Origin of the sequence: Sellimonas intestinalis, assembly GCF_001280875.1 — a bacterium.
GTDB lineage: Bacteria > Bacillota > Clostridia > Lachnospirales > Lachnospiraceae > Sellimonas > Sellimonas intestinalis.
The window spans coordinates 389,458-408,329 of record NZ_LGAJ01000007.1 but is presented as its reverse complement, the minus strand read 5'-3'; the positions used below and the strand labels follow the sequence as shown (position 1 = coordinate 408,329).

Genomic DNA, 18,872 nt, shown 5'->3' with positions numbered 1-18,872 from the left:
TCTTACGGTCTGCTTTTTCTCTTTTTTACTTAGTTTACTTTCCGGAAATGGAAGAGTCTGGAGTATCCGTCTCCCTGTCCCGTTCTTGCTACTCCCACAAGCCCGCTGGAGCAGTCTGAAACGCTAAATCCCACATACATGAGCTCGTCCCCATAATGAACGCCGAAATCTGTCTTCTCCCCGAAACATTCCCGCACTTCATAAGCTTTTGTCTCTTCCAGACCACTGAAATAGATGCGTTCCAGCTTACCCTGGATCGGCTGCCGTACCCGAAAATACGCCATCAGTCCTTCGCTTCCATCCTTTGCGACCACCTCCCAGGCCGCCTGATTACCCTTAAACGGACTTTCGAGGCGGTAAAATTCTCCTTTCTGGATGAGATCCCGGTGCTGTTTCATAAATGTGATCTGCTCCTTCATCTGTTCCAGTTCTTTCTCCGTAAGCTTCGTGATATCCAGTTCATAACCAAAAGTTCCAAAGTACGCCACATTTCCTCTCGTCTCCAGAGACGTGCTGCGGAAAATCTGGTGGTTCGGTGACGCGGACACATGGCTTCCCATACTGGACAGGGGATAGACGTAAGATGTACCGTACTGGATTTTAATCCGCTCTACCGCATCCGTATCATCCGAAGTCCATGCCTGCGGAGCATAGTAGAGCATTCCCGGATCAAAGCGGGCTCCGCCGCTTGCACAGGACTCAAAGAGCACGTCCGGGAATTCCTGAATCAGCCGCTCGTAAAGACTGTACACCCCAAGAATATAGTTATGCCGTACCTTCCCCTGGTACGTTCTATCGTTTCCATTGGAAAAGACTTCTGAGAACGCCCGGTTCATATCCCACTTGATATAGGAAACCGGAGCCTCCGTTAAGATTTTTCTCATCTGTCCGTAAATGTAATCCACCACCTCCGATTTGGAGAAATCAAGCACGTATTGGTTCCTGCTGTGGCAATAATTCCGGCGAATGTCTGCCAGCAGCCAATCTGGATGCGCCCGGAAGAGAGCACTGTCCTTATTCGTCATCTCCGGTTCAAACCAGAGCCCGAATTTCATCCCCATCTCCTCAATCTTTCTGGCAAGCCCGGTAATACCTCCCGGCAGCTTGTTAAGATTCGGGTACCAGTCACCCAGGGAAGCGTTATCCTTATTGCGCTTTCCAAACCATCCGTCGTCCAGGACGAAGAGCTCCACGCCAATCTCCTTTGCTTTTTCGGCAATCCGCAAAATCTTTTCTTCGTTAAAATCAAAATAGGTCGCCTCCCAGTTATTGATGAGGATCGGCCTTGCCTTGTCCCTCCATACGCCTCTCGCAAGCCGGGTCCGGTACAGATCGTGGAACGTCCGGCTCATCTGGTTCATCCCCCTGTCCGAGTAGACCATCACCATCTCCGGGGTCTGGAAGGATTCACCCTTTGCCATCTCCCAACGAAATTCATTCGGGTGGATTCCCATCACAACCCGTGTCACATCGAAGTTGTCCACCTCCACCTGGGCGAGAAAATCACCGCTGTAGATCAGACTGCATCCGATCGCCTCTCCCTGGTGCTCATCGGTATTTGACCGCTTTAACATAAGAAACGGATTGAACTGGTGGCTGCTGCACCCCCGCATACTGTACACGGCCTGTGTACCGTAGCCAAGCTTTCTGGTCTGCGGATACCGTTCTCTGCCCCACGCTCCCGCCAGCTCCACCATCTCGTACTCCATATCCGGCAAATCGAGACAACCGCTCATACAGTTCAGAAGAGTGATGCCATCTTCTTTCTCACATGCAAACTTCGCATGTCTGGTAATCACCGGACGGTCCGAAAAGATGCTATATGACAGTATGATACGTGTTTTTAAAAAAGCATCCTCCAACACAACCTCCAAAGTATCCGCCTCATTTTCATTCTCCACATAGACTGATGGCAGACCCTCAATCCCTTTCTTCCCGGCATAGATCTCATGGGACTGATATTTGAAATCCACTACCCTGCTGCCGTCCCCACTCTCCAGTTCAAAAGCCGGATACCTCGTATCCCCGGAGCCAAAGGCGGGATACTCCTGTTTTAAATGTTCCAGAGAAAAATTGCTCCTGCCCTCAAATGGATACGGAGCCATATCTCTGGACACATACTCGACAAGATACCCGAAATCCTCCCGATCTGTGATGCGCTTGCCATAATAGACATGCCCTAACTGCCCGTTTTCCAGAATTTTAATGATATAACTGATCTTTTCATTATAAAGATGAAATTCTTTTGAAGTCTGATGAAATCTAATCGCCATATTCGTCTCCTTTTTCCATGTACTTTTCTTATATTTTACCAAAAAAGAGAATCTTTTCATAGCAAAAGATTCCCTTTCCGTGTTATTTGATCGCCCCTCCGGTTCCTTCTATAATATACCGCTGCGCAAATAAGAAAATCAAAATCGGTGGTAGGATCATAATCACTGTGATACACAGCATCGGAACAATGGATTCAGAGTAAACCCCCTTGAACGAAGCCAGTCCTAGAGCCAGTGTATACTTGGATCTTTCCTGCAGGAAAATCAATGGTCCCAGATAATCGTTCCATGCAGACAGCATATTCAGTACACCGACGAGAATCAGGGACGGCTTCATAATCGGCACATAAATTTTGTAAAAGATCTGGAATGAGTTTGCCCCATCGATCCGGGCCGCCTCCTCAAAATCTTTCGGCACGCCCATCAAGAACTGGCGCATCAGGAAGATATAATATGCTGATCCGAACCAGGACGGAATAATCAGTGGCTTTAAAGTATTCAGCCATCCAAATGCGTTGAACTCCATATACTGTGGGATCATCGTAACATCCCACGGAATCATCATAGTAGAAAGCAGCAACATGAACAGTACATTCTTTCCCCGGAATTGAAATCTTGCAAACCCGTAGGCTACAAGTGCAGCCGATACCATGGATCCCAGCGCCGACAGTACGGTAACTGTCACGGAATTTTTCAGAAATGTCGCAAACGGCTGGGCATTCCATGCGTCCACATAATTCTGCCAATTCCAGATGTCAGGAAGGAATTTCGGTGGAAATGCTACCGCCTCTGATTCTGTTTTAAATGTGGAGAAAAACATATATACAAAAGGAAACAAAAAGTAAACCGCAAGTAATGTCAGGATCACATACAGAATTACCTTCGTTTTTTTAGACATTCTCATTACTTTTTCCTCCTTTTCTTCTTATTATTAGAACCGCCGACTTCACTTTCATAGAATACCCACATAGAAGAGGATTTGAAAACCAATGCCGTCAGGCACAGAATAATGACAAACATCACCCAGGCGTTGGCGCTGGCATACCCAAGTTTGTGATGGCGAAACGCATTCTCGTAAGTCATCAGTCCGTAAAAATAGGTAGACTTCATCGGTCCGCCCGCAGTCAGAAGCATGACAAGCGTAACCTGCTGGAAAGAACTGATAATCGAGGTAATCAGGTTAAACAATAATGTCGGCGTGATAATCGGCAGAGTGATACTAAAAAACTGCCGTGCCGGTCCGGCTCCGTCAAGAGACGCAGCTTCATAAAGATCTGCCGGTATCCCCTTAATATTCGTATAGAATACAAGCATCATAGTCCCGACTCCGAAAGCGCTAACGATAACGACCGCCAGAATCGCCCACGAAGGGTCTACAAGCCATTTTGGTCCTTCAATGCCGATGAAAGACAAAAGATAGTTCAAAACACCATAATCACCGTTTAGCACCCAGCTCCAGATTACGGATGTCGCAACACCGGAGACTACAGCCGGAATATAGAATATCGTCCGATATATTTTGATCCCTTTCAACGGCTGGCTGATCAGCATCGCAAGGAACAGAGCAATACAGATATTAAGCGGTACAAAAATTGCCGCGTATTTAATGCTGATCACCAGAGATTTCAGCACCTGCTTGTCCTCAGTAAACATTTTTATATAATTTCCAAGCCCTACAAAAGTTCTCTCCCCGACTACCGGCCAGTCAAACATGCTGATGCACAGAGAAAAGATCAGTGGTCCAAGTGTAAAAACAAGGAATCCGATAATCCACGGTGTGATAAACAGATAGGGCGTTATGGTCTTCCATTTTTTCATGTAACTCTCTCCTTATGATTTAGAGGGGGAAGATCCCCCTCTTTCTCTTGCACAATCGATATCGATCGCTGATCTACGGCAACTATTCGTGGTTTGCTACAACCTCGTTCAAAGCTTCTTTCGGATCCGCTAAACTGCTTGGATTGATGATACTTTCAAATGCAAGCTGTACATCGGCGTCAATCTCGGTCCAGCCGTCCGCAATGAAACTTGCCGGTGCATAGCCTGCACAGTTATCAAGCGCTGTATAGAATGGAGCACAGTTTGGATTTTCTCTAAGATTTTCAGACTCTACTACCGATTTTAATGCCGGGAGTTCCGTTTCGATCCGGTACTTATTCATCTCTTCTCCTGTCCAGTATTTCAGGAATTCCCATGCCTCATCTTTGTGTTTACTGGTTTTGGAAATTGCGATACCAGACGTATTGATGACACTGATGGAATGTTCGGTCCCTTCAAATTTCGGAATCTGTGCGATACCATAATTGAGTCCTTCTTCTTCAAACTGCTTGATCGGCCATGTTCCATCGACATACATTGCCGTCTTGCCGCCCAGCATTTCGCTTTGTCCGCTTTCTTCGGACGCATACAGCACGCCGTCTTTTTCCATATCCTGGAACTTTTCAAACACTTCAATGGATTTCTTACTGTTGATATTACCATCCAGTTTACCGTCCTCATCCACAAACGCAGTTCCATTGCTCCATAAGTACATTTCCAATGTATAAGGCAGCGTGCCAATCGGAAAGGTAAATCCATTGACACCGTCGATCTTGGACTGAATTTCTTTTGACGCTTTTTCCACATCCTCCCAGGTCCAGTCATCTGACGGGTATTCCACTCCGGCCTGGTCAAATAAATCTTTATTATAATACAGGCAAGATGTTACGACACTGACCGGAACACCGTAAATCTTCCCGTCATTGGAATTGTACGGCCAGAGTGCCTCAAAGAAATTATTCTTGTATTCTTCTCCCTCAGCCTCAATCCGCTCGTCTAGTGGTTCCAGACTTTCTGAATAGGTTGGATAATCCCACATGTACATCACGTCCGGAGCGTCTTTCGCTCCCATGCTGGCCGTCATCTTTGTATCAAAATCAGATCCCCATCCTTCCAGTACAACTTCAATCTTATCCTGGCTCTCATTAAATTTATCGACACATTCCTGCTGGCTGTCCAATGCGGTTGCGTCATCCCAGGTTGCGAAACGGAGCTGGACTTTTCCATCACTTGTCTTTCCATCTTCCTTCTCCTTTTCTCCTCCGCATCCAAGCAGCATGGAACCTGTCATTACAGTTACCAGACCAACTGCCGCAAGTCTTCTCATTCTCTTTTTCATACTGACCTCCACCTTTCACATTTGTTTGATAATTTCCAATCGTCCCGCCGCCGTGCAAGGAAGCTCTGTAATTCCAGCAAGAATCACGTCCTTTTCTTCCACAATCTCCCCATAACAATCTTTTTGAATCACTTTGGCAGGAGTTTCGTTTTCTGCTTTGATATAGATTTCTGTTGCCTTTGTACCATTGATAATGATGGTTTCTTTCTGCTGTTTTCCGATAGTAACGACTCTTCCCGCTGAGTATACTGCTGTAATCTCCGTATCGTTGTCTCTGACACTGACCTGCGGATAGAGATTCTGCGGCTCTTCTGCTTTAATCGGGCCCGTTTGAAGCAGTCTTCGATATCTCCTCATCAGATCCATGTAATTCTCCACCATATTGCGGTGTTCTGCTGTCAGGTATTCCATTTTCACCGAAAACTGCATCGTTGAAAAAAGCGTATCGATGATCTGAAGAGCCGCTGTCTCCGGTGTCTCTCTTTCGTTCCAGACGATTGGGTCAGAGTGTACCGCCGTATATCTGTTCATCAGCCGCAGATCGATACTTCCTACCCTATTGGCAAGCCCCGATTCCGGACAATCACAGACCCTTAACATGTTGCCATATCTCCTGATAAACGGCCCGATATACCGCTGTCGGAATTCGATAAGGATGTCCGGTTTTATCTGTTTTAACTCTGCCATCGTCTCCCCAAGAAGTCTATCAAGGGCTGCCTGCAAGCAGATACAGTCCATATCTTCATTCACTTTCGGGGTATCTGCTCTCTCATAAAATTCATCGATAAAATCCAGTTTCAAGCCGTCCAGTCCCCAGTCCTTTACGGCATTTACATAGATAGTTTTCAAATACGACCTCACTTCCGGATAGCGGATATCCAGAATTCCCGTCTTTTGCTCTTCATCCACTGCAATCAGTTTATTATGAAACAGATTCCATACTTTGGAATACATTCCGACATAAGGTACGCTGAACCACAGCAGGTATCTCATCCCCAGCTTGTGAATACGATCTACGTGATCTTTCATATTTTTGATTTTCTTTTCAGTGACCTCCCAGTCCCCGCAATATCCGTAGCCCCGGTTCGTATCGTCCGTCTGCCATCCATCGTCCACGATCACAGTCCGAAATCCAAGCTCGGCCGCACGCCGGCACTCTGCTTCGACGTCTTCTTCCGTGAACTCCTGATGATAGGAATACCAGAAAGAATACATCGGATCTCTGGCCTCATCCGGTACAAATGCCGGACGAAATCCACAGTCTGTTTCCCACCAGTCTACCGCATCCCCAATCGCCTGCTCATACCGGACGTCCCGGTCATCCAGAAGAATCCTGACTTTGTATGCCGGCGTTTCTACCGCTCCGGCAAAAACTTTCACACGACATTTCATCGTTCCATTTTCCTCATGGACTCCCACATTCATATTGACTTTTTTCTCTGCTTCTGAGACAGCTATGGTCTTAATATTTCGCCCGTCAGTACTGAAAAATACATTCAACGGCGCTGACACAGAACTCATAGAAATTTCCCCATGTGCCCAGTCCGCTTTCAGCGTTCTGTCATATCTGCAATTTGGATGCCATCTTCCCGCAATGTTACAGATCGGGAAATCCCATTCACAAGTAATGGTGATCTCATCCTCCTGGGATGGAATCTGATCCAATATGATGTCATATACCTGTCTGCCATCCGGAAGGTCCCTTAATGTCTGTCTTATATTTGCTTTTATATTACTTGTTATCCTCATTTTTCTCTCCTTGCCTTGACTTTTCTATCAAATCTTTATATGCTATATTCAACTTTGAGCTGCACTTTCAAAGGAGGGACTCATTGCTATGGAAACAAACGTATACTATGACCGTGTGGATTTTCAATGTCTCGACCAGATTGAACATCAAACAAACGATCTCTATCTGACAAGATGCGGTATCCACCAGCCTTCACCTGGTTATGTATGGGGTCCGAAAAAGCGTCCGCAGTACCATATGCATTTTATTCTGGAGGGAAGCGGATATTTTGAAATCAACCATCAGATCCATCATCTGAAACAAGGCCAGATTTTTCTCATCCCCCCTGATACAGTATCACGCTACTACCCAGACTCCCAGAATCCCTGGACCTATGCCTTCATCAGTTTCCAAGGGAATAAATCGGCACAGTACATACAACAGGCCGGCTTTGGGGATTGCCCATATATCCGCGACTGTGTTAAAGATCCGGAGATATATGTATCTATCATCCGGGAAATGTTAAAAACACACCAACTGACCATTACCAATGAGCTGAAACGCGTCAGTCTGCTCTTTTCCCTCTTTTCCTTACTGACAGACTCCTATCAGATGTCCTCAGATTATACGAAGGATCACCATGATTACCTGCCTGAAACCTATTTTGAGCATGCAATACAGTATATCCACTTTCATTACGGCAAAAATATCCATATTCAGGATATCGCCGACTATATTGGCATCACACGATCATACCTTTTTTATATTTTTAATAAAAAGCTGCGCATGTCTCCACAAAAATATCTTTTGAACTACCGGCTCCAGCAGGCAAAGGAGCTGCTCGGTTCCACCGATATTTTTATCAAAGATATTGCCCATGCTGTGGGATATGAAGATTCTCTTGCATTTTCAAAAATGTTCCGCAATGCGACCGGATATTCTCCGTCTGCATATCGAAAACATAAAACCGGTTTTTCTGAAAACAAATAGTACTTCTCTTCTTCGTCTGTAATTATACTGTTTGGAAAAGAAAGCTTGAATGGCAGAATGACCAAATAATATGTCATAATGTCAAATATTTGGGCAGTTCGCCCTGATAATAAGTGGAATTGGTATTTTTTACAGCACCATTGGAAAGGGCTGACGCACATTCTGCATCAGCCCTTTTCTTTTTATTCATTTTGCTGCACCTTTTTGTAGTAAGTATGCGATGTGATTGTATAAATAATAAAGTACACGACCGCAAAGGTAAGTACAACGCCGATGGTACACCGTACGAAAATCTCTTGATTGATGAGGTTCATTGCCCGCATCAGGTCTACCAGTGCCGGGAAGGACGCCGCGGTGTGCAGAGCCGCCATTGCCAGGGGCAAGAAGAATACCTGGAGGATCTGCCGCCGGATGGTAGAACGGATTTCGTCGTCCGTCATTCCGACTTTCTTCATAATCTGGAACCGCTCTCTGTCGTCGAGACCCTCTGTGATCTGTTTATAATAGATAATCAGAGATACCGCCAGCAAGAAGAGGATGGACAAAAACAGTCCGATAAAGAGGAAGGAGCCGAACCGCTCATAGTAGTCCGTCCTTGACAGCTCTACATTTCCCACTGCCATCGGATGTTCAACGTATTGGATCAATGTATCTCGGAGAGTCTCTATGAAATCTGCTTTCTGACTCCTCGTTCCTTCTATATTATAATAATATTCGTAGGTGATGACCCGGTAGCCTGTCTGTGTTCCTGCATACTTCTCGTTGTATACATCCCGGATCTCCTGCAGAGCCGACATATCCGGTACAATGACCGCCATGTAATGTGTCTCTGTCAGATAAAGTGCCTGATTCCAGACTCCGGGATCCTCGACTTTGGATTTGACTTTCCAGCTCAGTTCATCCAGCTTCAGCGACTGCCCCACGCTTTCTTCCTCTTTTTCATAGACAGCCACCTCATCGTCCCCAAGATTCAGGTCTGCTCCGGTATTTTTGTTATAGTCATCCTCGGTCAAAAAAGCAAAAATATACAGATTTTCCGGAGAAATCTGCTCCCCGTCGGAGAGGGTAAATTCTCCTGGTTCTCCCGCAGCAAGTCCTGCCATCCAGAGTTGTTTATAACCAAAATCGTCTCTCATGGCGACGCCGTTCTCCTTTGCCTGATGCTCAATTCCCGCCTGAAGATCCGCCGTCTCTTCCTCGCCCTTTTCGAGTATACAACTTGCATGATAATCTCTCGGAAACTGCAGTTTCAGGATGTCCTCTTCCCCCAGGTACAGACTGAAGCTGGTGGAGACCGACACAATCACGGCGGTGGACAAAATACAGATCGTCGCAAGCCCTGCCGCATTTTGCTTCATCCGGTAAAGCATCCCGGATACGGTAATGAAATTTTTCGGACGGTAGTAAAACCGCTCCCGCCGTTTCATCCATTTCAACAAAGCGATACTGCCCGCCAAAAAGAGGAAATATGTGGCGAAAATCACCAGCAGCACCGCAGGAAGGAACACTTTGATTGTCTCGTAAATGCCATCTGCAAACAGTGCGAGGCCATACCCTGTTGCCAGAAAGATCACGCCAAGCACCGCAGGAATCTTTTTCACTTTCGGTTCCCTCTCTCCCTCTTTCGCGCCCTGCAAAAAGGAAATCGGACTAGTTCGCAGGATCGAGAGCAGATTGTAGCAAAGGACGAGCAGGTATAAGACGCCAAATACTGCACATGTGTTTCCTACCGCACCCAGTGGAATCTCAAACCGCAAATCCGACGGGATTCTAAGAAGCGCTAAAAAGACGAGAAACGCAAGCTGGCTGAACAGGGCGCCTGAAACGATTCCGCCCACAATTCCCCCAAGAGAGGTCAATACCACTTCCCATAGCATCATCACGGAGAGATGGCGCTTCTCCATCCCAAGGACGCAGTATAACCCGATCTCTTTCTTCCTCTGCCGAATCACAAAACTATTGACATAGAACAGGATGATGAAGGCCATGATAACGGCAACCACCGTGCAGAACCGAAGCATCAGATCCGTATTGGAGCCCTGTGTCGTCTCGTAAGTCTGCATCATAGAACGGATACTCGTCAGGATATAGTACATACTGACAATCAGTACATTTGCCAGCAGATAAGGCAGGTAGATTGCCCGGTTCTTTTTGAGATTCGACTTTGCCAGTGTAAAATACAAAGCATTATGCATACTCTTTCCCTCCTGACGCCATCACAGTCAGAGTCTCGGAGATCTTCCGGAACATCTCATCCCTGCTTTTATCTCCCCGGTAAATCTGATGATACACGGTACCGTCCTTGATAAACAGTACTCTCTTGGCATGACTTGCGGCCGTCGTACTGTGAGTCACCATAAGGATTGTCTGCCCCGCCTGATTGATCTGCTCAAACATATGCAACAATTCATGGGAGGCCCTGGAATCCAAAGCCCCGGTCGGTTCATCCGCCAGAATGAGCTTGGGCTCTGTAATAAGTGCTCTTGCGATCGCCGTCCGTTGTTTTTGACCCCCGGAAATTTCGTACGGAAATTTGTCCAGCAGATCGGAGATCCGAAGCACCTTGACAAGAGGTGACAGCCGTTTTTTCATTTCTTCTGTCTTTTCCCCGGCAAGCACGAGAGGGAGAAAAATGTTGTCCCTGACTGAGAGCGTATCCAACAGATTGAAATCCTGGAATACAAACCCGAGGTTCTTCCTCCGATAGACTGCCAGATCCTTGTCCTGGATCTTCCGGAATGGGAGGCCGTTCAGGATAATATCACCCGAAGTCGGCCGGTCAAACGACGCCAGCAGGTTCAGAAGTGTCGTCTTTCCGGATCCGGATTCTCCCATCACTGCCGTATACTCTCCTTCTTCCATCGAAAAGGTCACATCCTTCAACGCCTCCACCTGGTTTGTTCCAAACCGGTTTGTATATGTTTTTTTCAGATGTCTGACTTCCAATAATGCCATAATCATCGACTCCCTTTCTTTTTGTTCTGCCTTTATTGTACAGAAAAAAGAAAGTGTCCGCCATCGATTCGGCTTACACTTTCTCTTCGTATTCTTACGTCGGTGTAAGATTGTCACAGTCCCAGTTCTTCTTTATAGTGCGCGTACATCGCATCTGCGTCGCTGGCTCCATAGGAGGAATAGACGATGTCTCCTTCTTCATCCACAATGAGAGTCAACGGAATGGATGTTGCCGGATACAAATTAGACGCCTCCAAATTTTCATCCAGCGCAATCGGGAATGTATAACCATTCTTCTGTACAAAGTTTTCGACCTCTTCTTTGCTCTCCCCGCAGTTGACCGCCAGGATTACCACATCATCAGGATAGTCCTCGCTCAGCCGCTGAAATGCCGGCATTTCCTGAACGCACGGGCCGCACCAGGTCGCCCAGAAATTCAAAAGGACCCTTTTCCCCCTGTAATCAGACAGTTTGACAGTCTTGCCGCTCAGAAGCGTCACCTCAAAGTCCGGAGCTGTCATCCCTTTCTCCGATTCCCCCTTTGCTGTCCGCTCCTCTTTGCTTTCGTCCTTTTTCGTGCCGGCTGTTTTTGTACCCTGCTTCTTGTCATCCGTTTTCCCCGCACAGGCAGAAAGCGCTGCTACCATTAATATCATACAAAGTAACATTCCCATTCTTTTTTTTCTCATCAGAACCTCCTCCATTTCCTGTGTTTCCATTCAATCGCTCCAACATGGCAGACCTGTTTACATTCTCCACACTGAATACATTCCCTATCTCCGACCGCTTTCATATCCATGCGGCACTGACGCACGCACTGGCCACAGTGAGTGCACTTCCCCTCATCCACCTCAATTCCCAGAATGGAAATCCGGGAGAACAGCGAATAAACTGCTCCGAGCGGACAGAAAAAACGACAAAAACTACGATAAACAAAACAGGTGCTTACCAAAAACAGCAAAAGCACCAGTACTTTCCAGTCAAAGAGCACACCTGCCGCCGCCCGTAGAGACGGATTGCCAAGAACCAATGTCAGTCCACCTTCCAGCGTCCCCGCCGGACAGATATATTTGCAAAATGACGGCAGTGGAAATCCGTTCCGGAAGGCAAAATACAGTGGAATATAAATCACAAACAAAGCAAGAATTCCATATTTCAGCCAGGAAAGTATCCGGGTTATCCGGTTTTTCCTGTATTTTGGCACCGGGATCTTGTAAAGCAATTCCTGAATCAATCCAAAGGGACACAAAAAGCCGCAAATCATTCTCCCCAGGAACAATCCGGAAAGAATCAAAAAGCCGAGAATATAAAATGGGAAACGAACTGGCGCACTGCTCAGTGCATTTTGCAGCGTCCCAAGCGGACAGGCGGCAATGGCCCCCGGACAGGAATAGCAGTTTAAGCCCGGAACACAGACGCCCTTTGTTTTCCCCTGATAAATAGCGGCCTCCCCAAACCCTTTTAGATTCGCGTTATAGATCAAAGCGCTGGCAAGCTGGATCCATCTCCGCTTCATCGGAAGTTTCCTCTTATCCAATGCCGATACACTCCAAACAGATTCGGACTGCCTTACTCCATGTCGTATGAAATTCTCCTTGAAAAATGCCAGCTATGAGAAATAGCACCCCAATCAGTCCGATCACAGCTCTTCCAATCAAGACTCTTTGCTCAGTAAACTTCTTCATTCGCTCTCCTTTCTGTCAGCCTGTATTCAGCTTCGGCCTCCTCGTATCGATACACACTTTTGTCCCTTTTCCCGGCTCGGATTCAATCTTGACCGGATGTCCCAGAAGATCGGCCGCTGATTTCACAAGGGACAGTCCGATTCCGGTGGACCGTTTGTCCAGTCTTCCATTGTAACCGGTGTATCCCCACTCAAACACCCGCGGCAGATCTTCCGGTAAAATTCCAATCCCGGTATCCATAATGACAATCTCCCCCTCACCCTGACGGCACACGGATACATACCCTTTTTTCGTATATTTGACCGCATTAGTGAGAATCTGCTCCAACATGAACACGAACCATTTTTCATCCGTCAGGATCGTAAAGTCGAGATCTTCCCCGATCTGAATGGAAATCTTCTTATGAATAAAAAGTTCCGACAGGTTGCGGATCGCCTGCTTCACCAGATCCGCCGCCCGGAAATGTCCCAGACTCAGATCTTTCACACCCTTTTCCAGTTTCTGATAATCCAGCGCCATTGCAATATACTGTTCGATCTGGAACAGCTCGTGACGCATCGTCTCCGTGTCCGGATCTTCCTCCTGAAGCAAAAGCCTTAACACCGACACCGGCGTCTTGATCTGATGGCTCCACTTCGTATAGTAGGCATCCTCCTGCTTTCTCTTCTCCTGCTCAACGGCATGGTGGATGCTCCACGCCCTTTCACGCTTTCTCAGTAACTCCTGATAGAGTAGTTCCATCTTGTCGGTTGTCTTTGGAAAATAGTTGCTTTCAATCTCCTCTTTCTCCTGCATCTGTATAAGCCGGATACATTTTTTCCGGTAGGAAGCGTACCCCAGCCCCCAAATCAGAAAAAACAGGGCCGCCGAAAGGATCATCGTATAAAATGACGGTCCCCACGGAAGTCCATAGAGAGAATAGATCACTGCCTCAAGCGCAAGAATACCAAAAAACAGTACTTCCATGTCACGCTTCGCCCGGATGTAGGCTGCAAAATAGTTATTCTTCCACATAGTATCCCATACCTTTCCGGGTGAGAATATAGTTTTTGAGCCCGATATCCTCCAGCCTCCGCCGGAGTCTGGTGACATTCACGGTCAGCGTGTTGTCATCGATGAAGCTTTCCGTCTCCCAGAGATTACGTATCAGCACACTTCGCTCAATAATTTTGCCCGGATGTTCCATCAGTGTCCGTAAAATTCCGAATTCATTTTTCCCAAGCTCCAGCTTTTCCTGCCCATAGGATAACACCGAAGTGTCCAGATTCAAGGTGAGTCCCTTGTGGGTCAGCACGGACGGACTGACTGTTCCAAAGGTATACGTCCTGCGGAGAACCGCCTGGATCTTGGCCGTCAGCACTTCCATCCGAAACGGCTTTGCCACAAAATCATCCGCCCCCAGATTGATGGCCATCACCAGGTTCATGTCGTCCCCGGAGGAGGACAAAAAAATCACCGGCACTTTGCTGACCTTTCGGATCTCCCCACACCAATAATACCCATTATAGAAAGGAAGGGAAATATCCATCAGAACAAGCTGCGGCTCAAAGTCCTGAAATTCTTGCATTACGTTCTGGAAATCCTCAGCCACATGGACAAGATATCCCCACTTCTCCAGATTTCTCTTTAAGATATCCACCATCGTCTCATCATCTTCCACCAACAGAATCCGATATTTCATATGATTCCTCCTTTAACAATGTGCTTTCACTATACCACAGGCAGGGGCGGATTGACAACGGAAGGCTTCGGAAACCTTTGTTTCTAATTGTAAACTTAGTTTTTATTTTTGGTTGACAATTATTTCCTGAGACGGTATACTATCACCTAGACAACAAGAGAGGAGAACTTGAGATGAACAATACAACAACAAAGGCTTCTGTTTCAACACGTTACCTTGTGTCAACAGCGCTAATGACAGCCGTACTCTGTATTCTGGCACCGATGTCCATTCCGATCCCGGTAAGTCCGGTGCCGATTTCCCTGACAAACCTGGTCCTCTATTTCGGACTGTTTCTTCTGCCATGGAAGCAGATGTTCCTAAGCTATGTCGTATACATGCTTCTTGGAATCTGCGGTCTTCCGGTATTCTCCGGATTTTCCGGCGGACTCGGAAAGCTGATTGGCCCGACAGGCGGTTATCTGGCCGGCTTTCTGTTCCTGATCGTGATCGCCGGGATTTTCATGGATAAGGCTTCCGGCCGTTATCGCATCTTATTCATTCTGGCAGGGATGATCCTTGGCTCCGTGATTACTTATCTCTTCGGAACCGCATGGCTCACATTTCAGATGAATCTGACCTTTGTACAGGGACTCTTTACAGGCGTGATTCCATACCTCCCGGGCGACGCGCTGAAAATCGTACTTGCTATCCTGGTCGGACCGCAGATCCGTAAACGCCTGCCTGAAAGATAGAATAGAGCAATCCGTTTAAAGAGTATCATTGATCCACGATTGACAGGCGAACACCCCAGAGTGGTAACTCCGGGGTGTTCATCTATTTCTTAATTGACAGTATCAGAACCGCTGCCATAATACAGAGAATTCCAAAAAAGTCCGGCAACGTAAAGGCAGTATGCATCATCAGGACAGTAGCCGCCGTCGCTGTTACCGGTTCCACAGAGGCAAAGAGACTTGCCCTGGTGGCTCCGATGATACGGACCCCCTCCATATAAAAGGAAAAAGACAGAACCGTCCCGACTACCACAACCATGGCCATTGCGCCAACTGCCTGGAAATCCCATGTTCCAATCACATGCCACGGCTTCGTAAACACGCACATCAGGATACCTCCAATCAACATCCCCCACCCGATCACACAGAACGTGCCATACTTTTTCATCAGTTGCAGTGGAAGCAGGTTGTAGACCGCCATCATAACGGCAGAAGTCAGCCCCCAAGCAAGTGCCGCCTCGGAGATGGCAAGAGAGTTTGGATCCCCGTGGGTTGCAAGAACAAAAGTTCCGAACAGAGCCAGTACCAAGGCTCCTATTTCCATAAGACGTGGCATCTTTTTCGCCCGCACGGCGGTATAGAGCATAATAATAGCCGGAGCTGTGTATTGCAGCACTGTCGCAGTTCCGGCATTAGATAATTCCACAGAGGAATAATAGGTAAGCTGGCATCCGGCCATCCCGAAGATGGCAAATAAAATCAGCCAGAATACATCCTTTTTATCCTTCCAGATCTTCCACATCTCTCTTCCTTGTTTCAGATACACCGTAGTAAGCAGAAGCAGACCCGCCAGCACCAGACGGACACTGACAAGCCATCTTGCGTTCAGACCTTTGTACGCAAAAAGATACTGCCCGAACACACCTGCAAGTCCCCAGAAAATCCCGCCGATCACGGCGATGCAGGCCCCCCGCAATGCCTCTCTTCTTTCCATATTGTTTATCATAGCTGTTTTCCTTTGAAACTCTCCATCATAATCGGCATATATTCCCTGCTGTATTCTGCCAAGGAATAGCTGCCTTTGTTCAAGCACCAGTCTGTGACAAGCGCCCGCTCGCAGAGAGAATAGTATTTCAAAAGTTCGGAGACACTTTTTCTCCGGTTGATTTCCCCACGCTTCTGGCCCTCTTCCATAACGGAGGAAATCAGCTTATAGTACTCCCGATTCTGATCCAGAAGACTTCTCTCTCCTTTCGAGATGAGCTGGGTAGAATACAGGGACGCCAGCAGATCAACCTTGATACTCCGCTCCATAAACAGGTGAGATCTGTAATTGAGAAACATCAGCTTCTCAAAGCTGTCCATATACGGATCCATCTCCTCTTTCAAAGACAGATACAGATCATCCAGCACTGTCGACAGAGTATTCAACAGAGCGTCCTTCCCATCAAAATAATAGTAAAAGGATCCCTTGGACGTGTCTGACAGACGGATAATATCATCCACCGTCGTCGCGTCGTATCCCTTTTCATAAAACAGTTCCCAGGCCGCAGATACAATCCGGTCCTTGACCCGCTTCTTCTTCTCTTCCATTGTTACCTCCCTGCTCCTTTCTCCTGTATCTGATCAGCAGCCATGTCCACGTCAGACCACACTGCATATCTCATTCCATGTCCTTTCAAATGGAATAAAAACAGCTCAGCTGTACTTTTACAACTGAGCCGTCTCAATTCATGTACTTCTACAGTATACCTTTTTTACATTCTCTTTGCAATATCCGCGCACGCTTTCATAGCTTCAATCACAGAGCTTCTGAATCCGGTTCTCTCCAGTACTCTGACTGCCTCGATAGTCGTACCTGCAGGGGAGCATACCATATCTTTTAATTCGCCCGGATGCTTTCCTGTCTCTAATACCATCTTCGCGCTTCCCATCACAGCCTGTGCCGCGAACTTGTAAGCCTGCGGTCTTGGCATTCCGTCCGCTACCGCCGCGTCTGCCATAGCCTCGATCAAAATGAATACATAAGCCGGGGAGCTTCCGCTTACGGATACGACCGCATCCATCAGGCGCTCAGGAATAACCTCTACCTTACCAAAGCTTTCCAGAATATGACACGCATACTTCACTTCTTCTTCAGACAGGTATGGATTCGGGGATGCTGCTGTCATGCCCTCCATCACCATAGCCGGTGTGTTCGGCATCGTTCTTACGATCTTTACTTTCTTGCCGAATTTCTCTTCCAGCCATGCCAGTGTTTTTCCAGGTGCGATGGTGATTACGATCTTGTCCTCTGTCACCTTGTCCTTGATTTCTGTGATGACAGACTCATAGAACTGTGGCTTCACAGCAAGAACAATCACTTCTGACTTTTCTACTACTTCCAGGTTGCTGTCTGTAATCTGGATCCCGTACTGGTCTCTTGCCTTTTCTCTGGTCGGTACGAAAACGTCGGAACCAATGATCTCTTCCGGCTTAAATACCTGGTTTTTAATGATGCCTCCCATGATGGCGCCAGCCATATTTCCACATCCGATAAATCCTAATTTCATATGTGTTACACTCCTTTTCCGCTAAGAATCATTTTGTATACACTCAAATCATTTGTATACAATTCATACCTATAAAATATCACTATGTATCGTCCTTGTCAATCATTCTTATGACATTTCTTCCATTTTTCCTTGTAATTTTGTTTCTATTTGTATACAATAAAGTTATTAGTATACAAAGGGGTGATCTGCGTGGCTGAGAAAATTTCCCTGGCCGACCAGGCATATCATACAATGAAAGAGCGGATTCTCAATCTGACTTATCCGCCGGGAATGCAACTCACGGAAACGATGCTTGCCGAAGAACTGAATATGAGCCGAAATCCGATCCGAACCGCCTTAAAGACGCTTCATGCCGAGGGTCTCGTTGTCCGGGATTATTATAAATCGATTATTGTAAAAGAGATCACAGACAAGGATATCGAGGAGATTTACCAGCTTCGTGAGCTTCTGGAGGGAGCCGCGTTCCGGGAGATCTTTACAAGCGGCAGAGCTGATGAGTTTTCCTACCGGATCGAGGAGCGTGTCGTTCGGATGTGTGCGTGTGCCGGGGATATCTACCACTGGGAACTGGCGGACACCCAGATGCACATGGAGATTGTCAGCGTATTTGACAATGAGCGGATCAATCGTATCTACGAAATGTACCTTAACGAGGTCATCCGCATGGGGTTGTATTCCGTCCGGAATGGTCTTCACATCAGCAGAGCCAATGAAAATCTGAAAAAGATGATCCGCTACATGCGGTCTGATCAGTACGAAAAAGCCTATGAAATTTTAAGAAACGATCACTTTATGATCGGCAAAAGCAGCGCTTTAAAAAAATAAAAAGTCCTATGACGGCAACGGCCACAGATAAAGCCAGAAGAAAACAAACTTCTGCCATTGCCGTTGCCGCCGACACCCATTTTCTTATGACTGACATCCCAGATTCCTCCTTCTGCTTTCTATTATAGGAAACCCGTTTCCTGCTTTCCATCGAATCATCTTACATTTTCTGCTTCTTATCTTACAAATTTGCAACCTATGTTTTTTTCGGCATCCGACAGCAACTACCAAAAGTGTCAAAAGTCGCAGACCGAATTGTAAGCGGCCGCCAGGATCCCTGGCAGACTGGAAATTTGTCTCGTCGCTAAT

Annotated in this window: 18 protein-coding genes; 3 read left to right on the top strand and 15 right to left on the bottom strand. The window is 46.9% G+C overall.

Features of this window, described 5'->3' with window-relative positions; translation table 11 throughout:
* Positions 1-29 precede the first annotated feature (29 nt).
* The 5 genes from AOA56_RS09380 to AOA56_RS09360 form a co-directional block, all read right to left on the bottom strand.
* On the bottom strand, positions 30-2,273 hold the full coding sequence (locus AOA56_RS09380; RefSeq protein ID WP_053769534.1) for an alpha-galactosidase: 2,244 nt from the start codon (positions 2,271-2,273) through the stop codon (positions 30-32).
* An 82-nt stretch (positions 2,274-2,355) separates the two neighbouring features.
* Positions 2,356-3,177: a carbohydrate ABC transporter permease gene (locus AOA56_RS09375; RefSeq protein ID WP_053769505.1), complete on the bottom strand. Its 822-nt coding sequence runs from the start codon at positions 3,175-3,177 to the stop codon at positions 2,356-2,358.
* Positions 3,177-4,091: a carbohydrate ABC transporter permease gene (locus AOA56_RS09370; protein ID WP_024733524.1), complete on the bottom strand. Its 915-nt coding sequence runs from the start codon at positions 4,089-4,091 to the stop codon at positions 3,177-3,179. Before AOA56_RS09370 ends, AOA56_RS09375 begins: the two co-directional genes overlap by 1 nt.
* 82 nt (positions 4,092-4,173) lie before the next feature.
* Positions 4,174-5,430, bottom strand: coding sequence for an ABC transporter substrate-binding protein (locus AOA56_RS09365; RefSeq protein WP_048620927.1), 1,257 nt, complete (start codon positions 5,428-5,430; stop codon positions 4,174-4,176).
* 15 nt (positions 5,431-5,445) lie between these two features.
* On the bottom strand, positions 5,446-7,179 hold the full coding sequence (locus AOA56_RS09360) for a glycoside hydrolase family 36 protein (RefSeq protein WP_053769504.1): 1,734 nt from the start codon (positions 7,177-7,179) through the stop codon (positions 5,446-5,448).
* Between the two features lie 88 nt (positions 7,180-7,267).
* On the opposite strand from AOA56_RS09360, the gene AOA56_RS09355 reads away from it, so the two are divergent.
* Positions 7,268-8,149, top strand: a complete 882-nt coding sequence (locus AOA56_RS09355) for an AraC family transcriptional regulator (RefSeq protein WP_053769503.1) — start codon at positions 7,268-7,270, stop codon at positions 8,147-8,149.
* A 182-nt stretch (positions 8,150-8,331) separates the two neighbouring features.
* Here AOA56_RS09355 and AOA56_RS09350 read toward each other — a convergent pair whose 3' ends face one another.
* From AOA56_RS09350 to AOA56_RS09325, 7 genes are all read right to left on the bottom strand, one after another.
* On the bottom strand, positions 8,332-10,344 hold the full coding sequence (locus tag AOA56_RS09350; RefSeq protein WP_053769502.1) for an FtsX-like permease family protein: 2,013 nt from the start codon (positions 10,342-10,344) through the stop codon (positions 8,332-8,334).
* Positions 10,337-11,104 carry an ABC transporter ATP-binding protein gene (locus tag AOA56_RS09345; protein ID WP_024733528.1) on the bottom strand — a complete coding sequence of 256 codons (768 nt, stop codon included), beginning with the start codon at positions 11,102-11,104 and terminating at the stop codon, positions 10,337-10,339. Before AOA56_RS09345 ends, AOA56_RS09350 begins: the two co-directional genes overlap by 8 nt.
* A 113-nt stretch (positions 11,105-11,217) precedes the next feature.
* Positions 11,218-11,793: a TlpA family protein disulfide reductase gene (locus AOA56_RS09340; RefSeq protein WP_053769501.1), complete on the bottom strand. Its 576-nt coding sequence runs from the start codon at positions 11,791-11,793 to the stop codon at positions 11,218-11,220.
* Positions 11,793-12,620, bottom strand: a complete 828-nt coding sequence (locus tag AOA56_RS09335) for a 4Fe-4S binding protein (RefSeq protein WP_053769500.1) — start codon at positions 12,618-12,620, stop codon at positions 11,793-11,795. The genes AOA56_RS09340 and AOA56_RS09335 overlap by 1 nt, the downstream gene beginning before the upstream one ends.
* Positions 12,621-12,633: 13 nt before the next feature.
* Entirely contained in the window at positions 12,634-12,789 is a 156-nt protein-coding gene (locus AOA56_RS15880; protein ID WP_152334161.1) for a CD1871A family CXXC motif-containing protein, read from the bottom strand.
* A 15-nt stretch (positions 12,790-12,804) separates the two neighbouring features.
* Positions 12,805-13,803, bottom strand: coding sequence for a sensor histidine kinase (locus AOA56_RS09330; protein WP_024733531.1), 999 nt, complete (start codon positions 13,801-13,803; stop codon positions 12,805-12,807).
* Entirely contained in the window at positions 13,790-14,470 is a 681-nt protein-coding gene (locus AOA56_RS09325; RefSeq protein ID WP_053769499.1) for a response regulator transcription factor, read from the bottom strand. Before AOA56_RS09325 ends, AOA56_RS09330 begins: the two co-directional genes overlap by 14 nt.
* 173 nt (positions 14,471-14,643) lie before the next feature.
* On the opposite strand from AOA56_RS09325, the gene AOA56_RS09320 reads away from it, so the two are divergent.
* Positions 14,644-15,204: a biotin transporter BioY gene (locus AOA56_RS09320; RefSeq protein WP_024733533.1), complete on the top strand. Its 561-nt coding sequence runs from the start codon at positions 14,644-14,646 to the stop codon at positions 15,202-15,204.
* Positions 15,205-15,286: 82 nt separating this feature from the next.
* Here the strand turns inward: AOA56_RS09320 and AOA56_RS09315 are convergent, their stop codons facing one another.
* The 3 genes from AOA56_RS09315 to proC all read right to left on the bottom strand — a co-directional run bounded on the left by AOA56_RS09315 (position 15,287) and on the right by proC (position 17,735).
* Positions 15,287-16,189, bottom strand: a complete 903-nt coding sequence (locus AOA56_RS09315) for a DMT family transporter (RefSeq protein WP_180214157.1) — start codon at positions 16,187-16,189, stop codon at positions 15,287-15,289.
* Positions 16,186-16,776 (bottom strand): TetR/AcrR family transcriptional regulator, encoded by a 591-nt coding sequence (locus AOA56_RS09310; protein WP_053769498.1) that lies wholly within the window; start codon positions 16,774-16,776, stop codon positions 16,186-16,188. The genes AOA56_RS09315 and AOA56_RS09310 overlap by 4 nt, the downstream gene beginning before the upstream one ends.
* A gap of 164 nt (positions 16,777-16,940) precedes the next feature.
* The gene (proC, locus tag AOA56_RS09305; protein WP_024733536.1) at positions 16,941-17,735 is read right to left on the bottom strand and encodes a pyrroline-5-carboxylate reductase; all 795 of its coding nucleotides are present in this window, start codon (positions 17,733-17,735) and stop codon (positions 16,941-16,943) included.
* Between the two features lie 192 nt (positions 17,736-17,927).
* On the opposite strand from proC, the gene AOA56_RS09300 reads away from it, so the two are divergent.
* A complete protein-coding gene (locus AOA56_RS09300) occupies positions 17,928-18,563 on the top strand; it encodes a GntR family transcriptional regulator (RefSeq protein ID WP_024733537.1) in 636 nt (211 codons plus the stop codon).
* Positions 18,564-18,872: the final 309 nt, after the last annotated feature.

What these genes read in the sequence shown, in the direction of transcription:
- AOA56_RS09350 (WP_053769502.1), bottom strand. Translation starts at nt 10,344, where the DNA reads ATGCATAATGCTTTGTATTTTACACTGGCAAAGTCGAATCTCAAAAAG.
- AOA56_RS09340 (WP_053769501.1), bottom strand. Translation starts at nt 11,793, where the DNA reads ATGAGAAAAAAAAGAATGGGAATGTTACTTTGTATGATATTAATGGTA.
- AOA56_RS09330 (WP_024733531.1), bottom strand. Translation starts at nt 13,803, where the DNA reads ATGTGGAAGAATAACTATTTTGCAGCCTACATCCGGGCGAAGCGTGAC.
- AOA56_RS09320 (WP_024733533.1), top strand. Translation starts at nt 14,644, where the DNA reads ATGAACAATACAACAACAAAGGCTTCTGTTTCAACACGTTACCTTGTG.
- AOA56_RS09365 (WP_048620927.1), bottom strand. Translation starts at nt 5,430, where the DNA reads ATGAAAAAGAGAATGAGAAGACTTGCGGCAGTTGGTCTGGTAACTGTA.
- AOA56_RS09375 (WP_053769505.1), bottom strand. Translation starts at nt 3,177, where the DNA reads ATGAGAATGTCTAAAAAAACGAAGGTAATTCTGTATGTGATCCTGACA.
- proC (WP_024733536.1), bottom strand. Translation starts at nt 17,735, where the DNA reads ATGAAATTAGGATTTATCGGATGTGGAAATATGGCTGGCGCCATCATG.
- AOA56_RS09325 (WP_053769499.1), bottom strand. Translation starts at nt 14,470, where the DNA reads ATGAAATATCGGATTCTGTTGGTGGAAGATGATGAGACGATGGTGGAT.
- AOA56_RS15880 (WP_152334161.1), bottom strand. Translation starts at nt 12,789, where the DNA reads ATGAAGAAGTTTACTGAGCAAAGAGTCTTGATTGGAAGAGCTGTGATC.
- AOA56_RS09315 (WP_180214157.1), bottom strand. Translation starts at nt 16,189, where the DNA reads ATGATAAACAATATGGAAAGAAGAGAGGCATTGCGGGGGGCCTGCATC.
- AOA56_RS09310 (WP_053769498.1), bottom strand. Translation starts at nt 16,776, where the DNA reads ATGGAAGAGAAGAAGAAGCGGGTCAAGGACCGGATTGTATCTGCGGCC.
- AOA56_RS09335 (WP_053769500.1), bottom strand. Translation starts at nt 12,620, where the DNA reads ATGAAGCGGAGATGGATCCAGCTTGCCAGCGCTTTGATCTATAACGCG.
- AOA56_RS09345 (WP_024733528.1), bottom strand. Translation starts at nt 11,104, where the DNA reads ATGGCATTATTGGAAGTCAGACATCTGAAAAAAACATATACAAACCGG.
- AOA56_RS09370 (WP_024733524.1), bottom strand. Translation starts at nt 4,091, where the DNA reads ATGAAAAAATGGAAGACCATAACGCCCTATCTGTTTATCACACCGTGG.
- AOA56_RS09360 (WP_053769504.1), bottom strand. Translation starts at nt 7,179, where the DNA reads ATGAGGATAACAAGTAATATAAAAGCAAATATAAGACAGACATTAAGG.
- AOA56_RS09380 (WP_053769534.1), bottom strand. Translation starts at nt 2,273, where the DNA reads ATGGCGATTAGATTTCATCAGACTTCAAAAGAATTTCATCTTTATAAT.
- AOA56_RS09355 (WP_053769503.1), top strand. Translation starts at nt 7,268, where the DNA reads ATGGAAACAAACGTATACTATGACCGTGTGGATTTTCAATGTCTCGAC.